This window comes from Streptomyces sp. XY431 (assembly GCF_001279805.1).
Classification (GTDB): Bacteria; Actinomycetota; Actinomycetes; order Streptomycetales; family Streptomycetaceae; genus Kitasatospora; species Kitasatospora purpeofusca.
In genome coordinates this window covers 1-12037 of sequence record NZ_LGDO01000123.1, presented here as the reverse complement: position 1 = coordinate 12037, position 12037 = coordinate 1, and the positions used below count along the sequence as shown (strand labels likewise).

At 73.6% G+C, this 12037-nt stretch carries 11 protein-coding genes; 9 read left to right on the top strand and 2 right to left on the bottom strand.

What is annotated here, in order from left to right; genetic code table 11:
- Positions 1–57: 57 nt before the first annotated feature.
- The 8 genes from ADK60_RS15780 to ADK60_RS15740 all read left to right on the top strand — a co-directional run bounded on the left by ADK60_RS15780 (position 58) and on the right by ADK60_RS15740 (position 8657).
- Complete coding sequence (locus ADK60_RS15780; protein WP_079008406.1) at positions 58–1062, top strand: agmatine deiminase family protein; 1005 nt, start codon at positions 58–60, stop codon at positions 1060–1062.
- A gap of 28 nt (positions 1063–1090) precedes the next feature.
- Complete coding sequence (locus ADK60_RS15775) at positions 1091–2743, top strand: ABC transporter substrate-binding protein (protein ID WP_053646612.1); 1653 nt, start codon at positions 1091–1093, stop codon at positions 2741–2743.
- Positions 2740–3699, top strand: a complete 960-nt coding sequence (locus ADK60_RS15770; RefSeq protein WP_079008408.1) for an ABC transporter permease — start codon at positions 2740–2742, stop codon at positions 3697–3699. Before ADK60_RS15775 ends, ADK60_RS15770 begins: the two co-directional genes overlap by 4 nt.
- Positions 3696–4550, top strand: a complete 855-nt coding sequence (locus ADK60_RS15765; protein WP_053646610.1) for an ABC transporter permease — start codon at positions 3696–3698, stop codon at positions 4548–4550. The genes ADK60_RS15770 and ADK60_RS15765 overlap by 4 nt, the downstream gene beginning before the upstream one ends.
- Positions 4547–5518, top strand: coding sequence for an ABC transporter ATP-binding protein (locus ADK60_RS15760; RefSeq protein WP_107094626.1), 972 nt, complete (start codon positions 4547–4549; stop codon positions 5516–5518). Before ADK60_RS15765 ends, ADK60_RS15760 begins: the two co-directional genes overlap by 4 nt.
- Complete coding sequence (locus tag ADK60_RS15755) at positions 5511–6350, top strand: ABC transporter ATP-binding protein (protein WP_053646605.1); 840 nt, start codon at positions 5511–5513, stop codon at positions 6348–6350. Before ADK60_RS15760 ends, ADK60_RS15755 begins: the two co-directional genes overlap by 8 nt.
- Positions 6351–6531: 181 nt before the next feature.
- The gene (locus tag ADK60_RS15745; RefSeq protein ID WP_079008405.1) at positions 6532–7776 is read left to right on the top strand and encodes an agmatine deiminase family protein; all 1245 of its coding nucleotides are present in this window, start codon (positions 6532–6534) and stop codon (positions 7774–7776) included.
- Positions 7773–8657 carry a DUF8686 domain-containing protein gene (locus tag ADK60_RS15740; RefSeq protein WP_053646601.1) on the top strand — a complete coding sequence of 295 codons (885 nt, stop codon included), beginning with the start codon at positions 7773–7775 and terminating at the stop codon, positions 8655–8657. The genes ADK60_RS15745 and ADK60_RS15740 overlap by 4 nt, the downstream gene beginning before the upstream one ends.
- A 28-nt stretch (positions 8658–8685) precedes the next feature.
- Here the strand turns inward: ADK60_RS15740 and ADK60_RS15735 are convergent, their stop codons facing one another.
- Positions 8686–9471, bottom strand: a complete 786-nt coding sequence (locus ADK60_RS15735) for a TetR/AcrR family transcriptional regulator (RefSeq protein ID WP_053646599.1) — start codon at positions 9469–9471, stop codon at positions 8686–8688.
- A gap of 132 nt (positions 9472–9603) precedes the next feature.
- On the opposite strand from ADK60_RS15735, the gene ADK60_RS15730 reads away from it, so the two are divergent.
- The gene (locus ADK60_RS15730) at positions 9604–10836 is read left to right on the top strand and encodes an agmatine deiminase family protein (protein ID WP_079008404.1); all 1233 of its coding nucleotides are present in this window, start codon (positions 9604–9606) and stop codon (positions 10834–10836) included.
- A gap of 75 nt (positions 10837–10911) precedes the next feature.
- On the opposite strand, the gene ADK60_RS15725 is transcribed toward ADK60_RS15730, so the two are convergent.
- Positions 10912–12012, bottom strand: a complete 1101-nt coding sequence (locus ADK60_RS15725) for an agmatine deiminase family protein (protein ID WP_053646613.1) — start codon at positions 12010–12012, stop codon at positions 10912–10914.
- Positions 12013–12037 lie beyond the last annotated feature (25 nt).

Genomic DNA, 12037 nt, shown 5'->3' with positions numbered 1-12037 from the left:
CCGCAGTACCCACCCCCCGGCAGCACCCGGCCGGGCCCGAAGAGAACGAGGATCCCCATGACCCACCGCATGCCCGCCGAGTGGACCGAGCACGACGGCTGCCTGATGGCCTGGCCGGTCCGGCCGGACCTGTGGGGCGACAACCTCGACGAGGCGAAGCGCGAGTACGCGGCCGTCGCCCGGGCCATCGCGGAGTTCGAGCCCGTCACCATGGTGGCCCCGCCCGGCCACGGCGACGAGGCCCGCACCCTGTGCGGCCCGGACCTGACCGTCGTCGAACTCCCCCTGGACGACTCCTGGTTCCGCGACTCCGCGCCGATCTTCGTCCTGGACGAGGAGGGCCGCCGGGCCGGCGTCGACTTCCGCTTCAACGCCTGGGGCCGCAAGCACCACCCCTGGGACGCCGACGACCGGATCAGCGGCCTGCTGCTGGAGCACCTCCAGGTGCCGGCGATCCGCTCCGAGATGATCCTCGAAGGCGGCGCGATCACCGTCGACGGCGAGGGCACGCTCATCACCACCGAGCAGTGCCTGCTCCACCCCAACCGCAACCCCGAGCTCGGCCGCGAGGAGATCGAGGCCGAGCTGAAGGCCCGGCTCGGCGTCACCAAGGTCATCTGGCTGCCCTACGGCGGCGCCCTGGACACCGAGACCGACGGCCACGTGGACGGCGTGTGCGCCTTCGCCGCCCCCGGCAAGGTCGTGGTGCAGCTGCCCGCCGACCCCGCGCACCCCGACTACGTGCGGATGCGCGCCAACCGCACGGTGCTGGAGCACTCCACCGACGCCCAGGGCCGCCCGTTCGAGATCGTCGACGTCACCCAGGCCGCCTTCGTCGAGGTGGACGACGTCCGGGTCGAGGTCGGCTACCTGAACTTCTACCTGGCCAACGGCGGTGTCGTCGTCCCCGTCGCCGACCACCCCGAGGACGCCGGCGCGCTCGCCGTGCTCGCCGCCGCGTTCCCCGACCGCAAGGTCGTCGGCGTGCGGGCCCGGGTGATCGCCTTCGGCGGCGGCGGCGTCCACTGCATCACCCAGCAGCTCCCGGCCGCCCGCGTCTGACCCAGCCAGCGAACGGAGAACCACCCTCATGACTCCCACCGCACCTGCCAGACGCGCCAGGCCCCGTCGCCCGCTCGCCGTCGCCACCGCGCTGCTCGGCGCCGCGGCCCTGGTCGCCGCCTGCTCGGGACCGCCCCGCGGCGGTTCCGCCGACCGGGCCGACCTCCAGCTGTCGCCGTCCAGCCCGCCGGCCGCCGGCGACATCGACTCCTTCACCTGGGCCACCTACGCCGAGCCGCCCACCCTGGACTACCTCCAGGCCTTCGACTACCCGCAGAACACCGTCCTGTCCAACGTCTGCGAGAGCCTGATGCGCTGGACGCCCCAGCTCACCCTGGCCCCCGGCCTGGCCGAGAAGGCGTCCAACCCCGACCCCACCACCTGGGTCTACGACCTGCGCTCCGGCGTGCGCTTCCACGACGGCTCGGTGATGACCGCCGAGGACGTCGTGTACAGCCTCGGCCGGCAGATGAACCCCGACAACGCGGCGGCCTGGGCGCAGTCCTTCCAGAACGTCGACACCGTCACCGCGACCGGCCCGCTCCAGGTCACCGTCAAGCTCAAGCGGCCCGACTCCCAGTTCCCGCAGTACATGGCCACCGCCGCCGGCGTCGTCGCCGCCAAGGCCGGGGTGGAGGCCGCCGGCCGGGACTACGGCACCGGCGGGAGCCTCGACTGCACCGGCCCGTTCAAGCTCGGCAGTTGGGTCAAGGGCCAGTCGATCGAACTCCAGCGCTTCGACGGCTACTGGGGCAACCGGGCCAAGGCCGGCAAGGTCGTGTTCCGCTTCCTCACCGACCCCTCCGCACGCACCAACGCCATGCTCAGCGGCGAGGTCGACGGCGGCTACCTGATCCCCACCGAGAGCTACGACCGGCTCCGCAACGGCGGCACCGGCACCCTGTACTTCGGCGAGGGCCTCAGCACCGTCAACCTCAACGTCACCAGCATGGACGGCCCGCTCGGCGACCTCCGGGTCCGCCAGGCGCTGTCGCTGGCCCTCGACCGCTCCGGTTTCGTCCGCACCGGCCTCGCCGGCGCCGGCACCGTCACCGGCTCGCTCACCACCAGGGCCGCCTGGGCCGGCCTGCCCGAGGACGTCCGCACCGCGGCCTTCGCCCACCTCACCCCCACCGAGCAGGACATCGAGCGGGCCAAGGCCCTGGTCAAGGAGGCCGGCGCCAGTGGCCGGACGCTCACCGTCGCCACCAGCAGCATCGGCCAGGACGTCTCGCTGCTCGCCACCGCCGTCCAGTCCGCCGGCGCCCGGATCGGCCTCGACATCCAGCTGCGGACCATCGCCCCGAACGCCTTCACCTCGCTCTTCACCGACCCCAAGGCGCGCGAGGGCCTGGACATGTTCCCGGAGACGTACTACGACTCCATCACCGACCCGCTCGACCTGCTCGCCAACTTCCGCACCGGCGCCTACCAGAACTTCGCCGGCTACAGCGACCCGGCCTACGACGAACTGGTCGACCGGGCCTCGGCCGAGTACGACCCGGCCGAGCGCGGCGCCGTCGAGGCGCAGCTCCAGCGGACCGCCTCCGAGAAGCTGCTCTGGATCCCGGTCGCCGAGTGGCCCACCGCCCTCTTCCTGAACAAGCGGGTCACCGGCGCCCCGACCACCATCTCCTACCTGTACTACCCGTGGGCCGCCGACGTGGGGGCCGCGCGGTGACCTTCCTGCGATTCGCCGTCCGACGGCTGGTCGAAATGGCCGTCACCCTGCTCGGCGCCTCCTTCGTCGTCTTCGGGGCGATGTACCTGGCGCCGGGCAGCCCGGCGAGCTTCCTGCTGTCCGGGCGCTCGGCCTCCCCGGCCGCCCTGCAGGCGATCAACGAGCAGTACCACCTGGACGACCCCTTCCTGGTGCGCTACCTCCGCTGGCTCGGCCAGGTGCTGCAGGGCGACTTCGGACGCTCCCTCACCTACCGCACCGACGTGTCGGGCCTGCTCGCCGACCGCCTGCCCGCCACCCTGCTGCTGGTGGCCATGGCCCTGCTGGTGGTGGTCGTGATCGGCCTGGTGCTCGGCTGGATCGGCGCCGTCCGCGGCGGCGCGACCGACTCCGCGATCCTGGTCACCACCACCCTCGCCGTCGGTACCCCCTCCTTCGTCGCCGCGGTGCTGCTCCAGGGCCTGTTCGCGGTCAGGCTGGGCTGGTTCCCCACCAGCGGCGCGGGGGAGGGCCTGCTCGACATGGCCTGGCACCTCACCCTGCCCGCGATCGCCCTCGCGCTCTACCTGATCGGCATGCTCGCCCGGGTCACCCGCTCGGCGATGCTGGACGCCCTGGAGGGCGAGCACGTCACCGTCGCCCGCAGCCGGGGCGTGCCCGAGCGCGAGGTGATCCGCCGGCACGTGTTCCGCAACTCGCTGGGCACCGTGCTCACCACCGGCGGCCTGATCGTCTCCACCCTGCTGGTCTGCACGATCCTGGTGGAGTCCGCGTTCAGCGTCGGCGGCCTCGGCCAGCTCCTCGAACTGTCCACCACCACCAAGGACTTCCCGACCGTCCAGGCCATCTCCCTGATCATCGTGGCCCTGTTCATGACGGTGAACCTGCTCGTCGACCTGCTCCACCCGCTGGTCGACCCCCGGGTCACCCTCGGCTCCAGGAGGTCCGACGCATGAGTGTCGCCCTCGCCCGGCGGCCCGGCCTCGCCCGGGTCAAGTCCGCCCGCGCCCCGCTCTACCGGATCTGCCTGGGCCTCGCCGCCCTGGTCGTGCTCGCCGCGCTGCTCGCCCCCTGGCTGGCACCCGACGACCCGAACGCCGTCGACCTCGGCAACGCCCTCACCGGCCCCTCCGCCGACCACCTGCTCGGCGTGGACGCCGCCGGCCGCGACACCCTCGCCCGGCTGCTGATCGGCGCCCGCACCTCGCTGCTCGGGCCGCTCGGCGTGGTCGTCTTCTCCACCGTCGCCGGCGTGGCCGTCGGCCTCCTGGCGGGCTGGCGCGGCGGCTGGATCGACTCCGTGCTGTCCCGCAGCACCGAACTGGTCTTCGCCTTCCCCGGCATGCTGCTCGCCATCCTGATCGTCGCCGTCCACGGGGAGGGCCTGATGGCCCCCGTCGTCGCCCTCGCGATCGCCTACCTGCCCTACGTCTCCCGCCTGACCCGCTCCCTGGTCCTGGCCGAGCGCATGCGGCCCTACGTCTCCGCCTACCAGGTCCAGGGACACTCGGCCCTCCAGATCTGCCTGCGGCACGTCCTGCCCAACATCGCGCCGATCGTGCTCGCCCAGTCCACCGTCAACTTCGGATACGCCCTCATGGACCTGGCCGGCCTGTCCTTCCTCGGACTCGGCGTCCCCGCCCTCACCCCCGACTGGGGCCGCATGGTCTTCGACGGCCAGACCGCGATCCAGCACGGCTACCCGCTCTCCGCGATCCTGCCCTGCGTCCTCATCGTGCTCACCGTCGTCGCCTTCAACGTCGTCGGCGAGCGCTGGGCCGACCAGGTCGCCCGGAGGACCACGTGAACGCCCTCGACGTCCGGGAGCTGCGCCTGCGCCTGCCCGGCACCGCCCGCCCGGTGCTCGACGGGGTCGACCTCACCGTCGCCCCCGGCGAGACCGTCGCCCTGGTCGGCGAGTCCGGCTCCGGCAAGTCCCTCACCTCGCGCGCCGCCCTCGGCCTGCTGCCGCCCGGCGCCGTCCCCGCCGGCGAGGTCCTCGTCGACGGCCGGGACGTCCTCACCATGGACGCCGCCCGGCTGCGCGAACTGCGCACCGGCCGGGCCGCGATGGTGTTCCAGGACCCGCGGGCGGCCGTCAACCCGCTGCGCCGCATCGGCGACTTCCTCACCGAGAGCGTCCGCCTCACCGGAACCATGGGCGCCGCCGACGCGGACCGGCGCGCCGTCGAACTCCTCGACGCCGTCGGCCTCGGGCCCGAGCTGATGCGCCGCTACCCCGGCCAGCTCTCCGGCGGCATGCTCCAACGCGTCATGATCGCCGCCGCCCTGATGGGCGACCCGGTCCTGCTGCTCGCCGACGAGCCCACCACCGCGCTCGACGTGACCAGCCAGGCCGAGGTCATCGCCCTGCTGGACCGGCTGCGCGAACGCTTCGGCACCGGCCTGCTGTTCGTCACCCACGACCTGGGCCTCGCCGCCGCCATCAGCGACCGGGTCTATGTGATGTACGCGGGCCGGATCGTCGAGTCGGGACCGGCCGAGGCGCTGTTCGAACAGCCCCGCCACCCCTACACCGCGGCGCTGCTCTCCTCCACCCCGCGGCTGGACGGCCCGACCGGCCGGCTCGCCGCCATCGACGGCCGGCCGCCGGACCTGCGACAGGAGTTGACCGGCTGCGCGTTCGCCGCCCGCTGCCGGTACGCGACCGACAGGTGCCGGGACGAGGCCCCCGCGCTGCGGCCGGCCCCCGGGCGGCCCGGGCAGCCGGCCGCCTGCCACCATCCGCTCGAAGGGAGCCCCGCCGATGTCTGAGGCAGCCCCGAGTACTGCTGTCCCGGGCTCCGTGCCGGGTGCCGCCGCCCTGGAGGTCACCGGTCTGTGCCGGACCTTCGGCGCCGTCCGGGCCGTGGACGAGGTCTCCTTCACCCTCCCCGCCGGCGGCTCGCTCGGCATCGTCGGCGAGTCCGGCTCCGGCAAGACCACCACCGCCCGGATCGTCGTCGGCCTCGAACGGGCCGACGCGGGCCGGGTCCTGGTGAAGGGCCGGGCCCGTACCGGCGGCGCCCGGGGGAAGGCCGAACGCCTCGCCCGCGCCCGCGAGGTCCAGATGGTCTTCCAGGACCCGTACCTCTCGCTGGACCCGCGCACCAGCGTCGACGCCGCTCTGCGGGAGACCCTGCGGCTGCACTTCCCCGGCACCGACCACCCGACCCGGATCAAGGAACTCCTGGACCAGGTCGGCCTCGGCACCCGGGCGGCGGAGGCGCTGCCCCGGCAGCTCTCCGGCGGCCAGCGCCAGCGCGTCGCCATCGCCCGGGCGCTGGCCGTGCAGCCGGCCGTCCTGGTCCTGGACGAGGCGGTCGCCGCGCTGGACGTCTCGGTCCAGGCCCAGGTGCTCAACCTGCTCGCCGACATCCGCGAACAGACCGGCATCGGCTACCTGTTCATCACCCACGACCTCGGCGTGGTCCGGTGCGTCACCGACCAGGTCGTGGTCATGCGGCACGGACGGATCGTCGAGGCCGGCCCCACCGCCGAGGTCCTCGACGACCCGCAGCACGCCTACACCCGGCTGCTGCTGGAGTCCGTGCCCCGGCCCGGCTGGGATCCCGACCGGATCGCCGCCGCGCGCCGCGCCCTGTGAGCCCCCCGGCCCGGCAGCCGCTCGGGGTCTGCCGGGCCGGGGTCCCGTCCCGTTCCGGGGGTCGGCGGTGGCGGGCCCGGGATTCACCCCGATGGCGGGTACCTGCCGCAGCGGATCCTGACCCGCCTCTCAGTAGCGTGCGGGACCGTACCCCCTCAGGCACCTACCGGAACGAGGCCCCATGGCTCACCCGGTCCACCCGGCTCACCCCGGGCCGTCCCGCCGTACGCTGCTGCGCTCCGGGACGGCGCTCGCCGCACTGGCCCTGACCGGCGGCTGCGCCTCCGACAGCGGCGACGAGCAGCCGCCGAGCCCCGCCGGCACCGCCTCGGCCCAGGCGTCGTCCGCGTCCGGCACCGCCTCGGCCCAGACGTCGTCCGCCTCCGGCAGCCCGAGCGCCGCGGCCGCCCGCGCGATGCCGGCCGAGTCGGCCCCGCACACCCGCACCTTCATGGCCTGGCCGGCCCTGGAGGAGGTGTGGGGCGACCAACTGCCCGGCGTCCGGGAGGACATCGCCGGGCTGGCCCGCGCCGTCGCCGGCTTCGAGCCGGTGGTGCTGCTGGCCCGCCCCGACCAGGCCGAGCAGGCCCGGCAGGCCTGTGGCTCCACGGTCGAGGTGCTGGAGCTGATGGTCGACGACCTGTGGGCCCGCGACACCGGCCCGACCTTCGTCACCGGCCCGCAGGGGCTCGCCGGGATCGACCTCAACTTCAACGGCTGGGGCAACAAGCAGACCCACGCCAACGACAGCCAGGTCGCCCGCAACCTCCTCGACCACTACGGCATCCCGCGCGTCCAGGCACCGATCACCGGCGAGGGCGGCGGCATCGAGGTGGACGGCGAGGGCACCCTGATGGCCACCGAGAGCTCCTGGGTCAACCCCAACCGCAACCCCGGCAGGAGCCGCGACCAGATCGAGGCGGCCTTCAAGGACCTGCTCGGCGTCAGCACCGTGCTGTGGTTCCAGGGCGTCGCCGGGCAGGACATCACGGACTGCCACATCGACGCCCTGGCCCGCTTCGCCGAGCCCGGCACCGTCGTCGTCCACCGCCCCGGCCCGGACACCCCGCCCGACAGCTGGACCACCGCCTCCGACCAGGCCCTCCAGGTCCTCGCCACGGCGAAGGACGCCAGGGGCCGCACCCTCGAGGTGGTCGACCTCCCCGAACCCGACCTCGACCTGATCCCCGGCGCCGGCAAGGACTTCCTCGCCACCTACCTCAACTACTACGTCTGCAACGGCGGCGTCATCGTGCCGCGCTTCGGCGACCGGGCCGCCGACGACCGGGCCGCCGGGATCATCGGCGACCTCCACCCCGGCCGGAAGGTCTCCCAGGTGTCCATCAACCACATCGCCTCCGGGGGCGGGGGCATCCACTGCGCCACCCAGCAGCAGCCCGTCGCCCCCGGCACCGGTCCGACGTGAGCGGGCGCCGGCTGCGGGACCGCCGTTTCCTCCTCGTCCTGCTGATCCTGGCCGTGCTGTGCTCGGCCGGGATCGCCCTGTACCTCAACGAGCGCGACACCCGCCAGCAGACCCGGGAACTCTCCCTCCCCACCACCGGCGACTGGGTCGAACTCGACGTCACCTCCCAGGACATCGACGCGGCCGGCGGCGAGATGACGCTCTACGTGGTGCCCGTCCCGCACGGCACCCTGGCCCAGGACCCGGAGTCCGGCACCTTCTCCCGCCGGGTCGACATCACCGTCCGGTCGACCACCCGCACCGAACTGCGGGCCGAACCGGGGGAGGCGGCGACGCCCAAACCGGTGTCGGCCAACCTCTACGGCGGCACCCCGACCGACTACCCCTTCGACCGCTACCGCTTCGAGGTGCTGTTCTCGGCCGCCGACGCCACCGGCGCCGTCCCGGTCGGGGTGGTGTTCGGCGACGCCGACCCGTTCTTCTTCGTCCGCCCGGCCGGCACCCCGTACGGGGCGGACGGCACGGTGTTCGAGGGGCGGGTGACCAGGGCACGGAGCACCTTCATCCTGGCCTGGTTCATGATCGCGGCGATGTGGGCGCTGGCGCTGGCGGTCCTGGCCGGGGCGGAGGTGCTCTACCGGGGCCGGCAGGGCATGGTGTGGCCCTCGCTGGGGTGGATGGCGGCGACCCTGTTCGCGCTGATCGGCATGCGCAACGCGGCGCCCGGCGCGCCGCCGATCGGCTCGCTGATCGACTATGTGGCCTTCTTCTGGGCGGAGGGCATCATCGCGGCCTGCCTGGTGGTCACGGTCGTCTCGGGCAGCCGGGTCGAGCACCGCAAAAGGGTCGACGCCGCCGAGCCGACCGGGGCGGGTCCGTGAGGGGCGGGTCCGTGAACGGTGGGGAGGCTCAGCGGTGCGGGCCGACCGTCGAGGCCAGGGAGTCCAGCAGGGTACGCAGCACCGGTGCGGAGTCCACCGTGCCGTCCAGCGAGCCGATCGCGGCGATGCCGTCCACGGCGGCGGCGAAGGCCTCGCCGAGCGGGGCCGGGTCGGTGTCGCCGCCGCGCTCGTCCGCGAGGGCCCGGAACAGCCGGACGAAGCAGGACCGCCACCGCCCGTACTCGGCCTCCAGGGCGACCCGGACCCGCTCGTCGTTGAGGGCGAGCCAGTGCAGGGCGGCGTGCAGCCGGGCGAGGTCGGGGCTCTCGGGGCGGGTGAGCAGGGTCAGCACCCGTTCGGCCCGCTCGGCGTAACCGCCCGGGCCGGCCACGGCCTCCTCCAGCGGGGTGATCCACTCGGGCCCGAGGTCCGCGACCACGGCCACGATCAGGTCGGTGCGGTCGGCGAAGTGGTAGTGGCACATCCCGTGCGAGACCCCGGACAGCGCGGCCACGTTGCGGGTGGTGAAGCGGCCGGCCTCGCCGCCCGCGAGCAGGATCCGGGCCGCCGCGATCAGCCGGGCCCGGGTCTGCTCGCCCTTGGCCGAGGTCCGGGCGCGGCCGGGGACGGCCGTCCGGGGGGTGGTCGCGGCCCGGGTGGCCGCCGAGCCCTGGGTGGCTGCCGCGTCCTGGGTGCTGGCTGCCGCGTTCTGGGTGCTGGCTGCCGCGTTCTGGGTGCTGGCGGTCGTGTCCTGGGTGGTGGCGGTCGTGTCCTGGGTGCTGGCCGGGTCCGCGCCCGTCGCCTGTGTCGCCATGGCGGTCACTGTAACGACTGCCGGGGCCGGGGGAGGGGCCGAAGCTGCGCAAAGTATTGACCGAGCGCTTGGTCAGTTCTACCTTTTCGGTCAACTGCTCGACGAGCAGGGCATCTTGACACGGAGGTAGTGATGAACGACCGCTCCAGATCCGACAGAGCGACCGACGGCACGACGGACGGGACGGCCGACCGGGCGACCGGGGGCAGCACGGCCGACAGCCTCGACCGCCGCCGGTTCCTGGCCGTCGCGGGCCTGGCCGCCGCCGGCACCGCGCTCACCGTCGCGACCGGCGGGCCGGCCGCCGCCGCAGCCACCGGCCGCCGCGGCACCGGCGCGGACCGGGCCGCCGCGGCCGCCGGCTTCCGGGTGCCGATCGACACCCTGCGCCACACCCGCACCTGGATGGCCTGGCCGGACAGCACCGGCATCTGGCGCAACAAGCTCTCCGGCGTCCAGTCGGACATCGCGCTGATCGCGAAGACGATCGCGAAGTACGAGCCGGTGACCATGTGCGCCAACCCCGCCGGCGTCGCCAAGGCCCGGTCGATGTGCGGTTCGGGGGTCACCGTGATCGGGGACATCCCGGTGGACGACTGCTGGATGCGGGACACCGGCCCCGTCTTCCGCACCGACGGCGCCGGCGGCCTCGACACCGTCGGCCTCAACTTCAACGGCTGGGGCAACCACCAGACCCACGCCAACGACTCGCTGGTCGCCGGGCGGGTCGCCGCCTACCTGGGCCTGCCGTTCACCACCGCCGGGCTGGTCGCCGAGGGCGGCGCCGTGGAGGCCGACGGGGCCGGCACCCTGATGGCCACCCGGAGCAGCATCCTCAACTCCAACCGCAACCCCGGCAAGTCCCAGGCCCAGGTCGAGAGCGCGCTGTGCGCCGCCTTCGGCGCCTCCAAGGTGATCTGGTTCGCGGGCATCGCCGGCCAGGACATCACCGACGACCACGTGGACGCCACGTCCCGCTACCTCGGCGGCACCACGGGTGTGGTCCAGATGCCGCTGGCGGGCGACACCGACGCCTGGTCGGAGGACGCGCGCCAGCAGTACAGGATCCTCTCGGCCGCCACCAACGCCCAGGGATCGCGGTACACGGTCAGCCAGATCCAGGGTCCCGACTACAACCTCATCCGCTCCACCGACCCGAACTTCGTCGGCTCCTACGCCAACTACTACCTGTGCAACAACGCGGTGATCTCCGCCCAGTTCGGCGACACCAGGGCCGACAGCGCGGCGAGGGCCACCCTCGCCCGGCTGTTCCCGGGCCGCACCGTCGAGCAGCTCAACATCGACCGCCTCGGGGCGGGCGGCGGCGGGATCCACTGCGTCACCCAGCAGCAGCCCGCCGTGTGATGCGGCGGGGCCGGGTCCGGTGGGGCGGACCCGGCCCCGGAGGTACCGCTGGTCGGCCGACGGCAGGTCAGCCGGTCAGCCGATGGCGGGGATGTCGTGGGTGGCGCAGTGGATGCCGCCACCGCCGCCGGCGATCCCGTCGATCTTCACGGGGACGATCTCGCGGGTGGGGAAGTACTTCCTCATCACCTGCTGGGCGTGCTCGTCGGCCTTCTGGTCCCCGAACCTGGGCAGGTAGACGCCCTTGGTGCCGATGTAGAAGTTCATGTAGGAGGAGACGAAGGCGTCGCCGCGCCCGGTGATCCGGTCGGGGTCGGGCTGCTGCAGCTCCACCACCTCCAGCTTCCGGCCGCGCGCGTCCGTCGCGTTCCCGAGCACCGAGCGGGCCTGGTCGGCGGAGCGGGACCAGACATCGGCCGGGGTGCCGGGGAACGCCTTGTCGAGCACGACGACACCCGGCGCGACGAAGCGGACCAGGCAGTCCACGTGGGCGTCGGTGATGTCCTTGCCCTTGACGCCGGCCAGCCAGATGACCTTGGTGACGCCGAGGGCCTTCTTGAGCTCCGCCTCGACCTGGTCGCGGCTCATCCCGGGATTGCGGTTGGCGTTGACGACCGAGCTCTCGGTGACCAGCAGCGTGCCCTCGCCGTCGGTCTCGAAGGAGCCGCCCTCGGCGACCAGCCGGGTCTCGATCCGCTCGACGCCGTACTTGGCCAGGACGGCGCGGGCCACCTTGGCGTCGTTGGCGTGCTGCTGCTTGCGGCCCCAGCCGTTGAAGTTGAAGTCGACGCCCTTGACCTTGCCGTCCTCCTCGACGAACACCGGCACGGTGTCGCGCGCCCACAGGTCGTCGACGGTGACGGGGACGACCTCGACGGCCGCGCCGCAGGCCTTCTGGGCGGCGTCCTTCTGGTCGGGGCGGGCCATCAGGACGACCGGCTCGCGGGCCGCGATCGCCTGGGCCAGGCCGGCGACGTCCCGGCGGACCTCCGCGAGCTGCTCGCCCCAGATGTTCTCGGAGGAGGGCCAGGACATCACCGTGCGCAGGTGGTTCTCCCACTCGGCGCCGAAGCGGCGGGCGCCGGGGGCGCCGGTGGGGTCGCAGGGGGGGAGGGCGAGGACGAGGGCGCCGCCTCCGGCGGCGGGGAGGGAACGCATCACGGTACGGCGGGACATGGCGTTGGTCATACGGATCCTCCGG

What these genes read in the sequence shown, in the direction of transcription:
- ADK60_RS15780 (WP_079008406.1), top strand. Translation starts at nt 58, where the DNA reads ATGACCCACCGCATGCCCGCCGAGTGGACCGAGCACGACGGCTGCCTG.
- ADK60_RS15775 (WP_053646612.1), top strand. Translation starts at nt 1,091, where the DNA reads ATGACTCCCACCGCACCTGCCAGACGCGCCAGGCCCCGTCGCCCGCTC.
- ADK60_RS15765 (WP_053646610.1), top strand. Translation starts at nt 3,696, where the DNA reads ATGAGTGTCGCCCTCGCCCGGCGGCCCGGCCTCGCCCGGGTCAAGTCC.
- ADK60_RS15755 (WP_053646605.1), top strand. Translation starts at nt 5,511, where the DNA reads ATGTCTGAGGCAGCCCCGAGTACTGCTGTCCCGGGCTCCGTGCCGGGT.
- ADK60_RS15745 (WP_079008405.1), top strand. Translation starts at nt 6,532, where the DNA reads ATGGCTCACCCGGTCCACCCGGCTCACCCCGGGCCGTCCCGCCGTACG.
- ADK60_RS15735 (WP_053646599.1), bottom strand. Translation starts at nt 9,471, where the DNA reads ATGGCGACACAGGCGACGGGCGCGGACCCGGCCAGCACCCAGGACACG.
- ADK60_RS15730 (WP_079008404.1), top strand. Translation starts at nt 9,604, where the DNA reads ATGAACGACCGCTCCAGATCCGACAGAGCGACCGACGGCACGACGGAC.
- ADK60_RS15725 (WP_053646613.1), bottom strand. Translation starts at nt 12,012, where the DNA reads ATGTCCCGCCGTACCGTGATGCGTTCCCTCCCCGCCGCCGGAGGCGGC.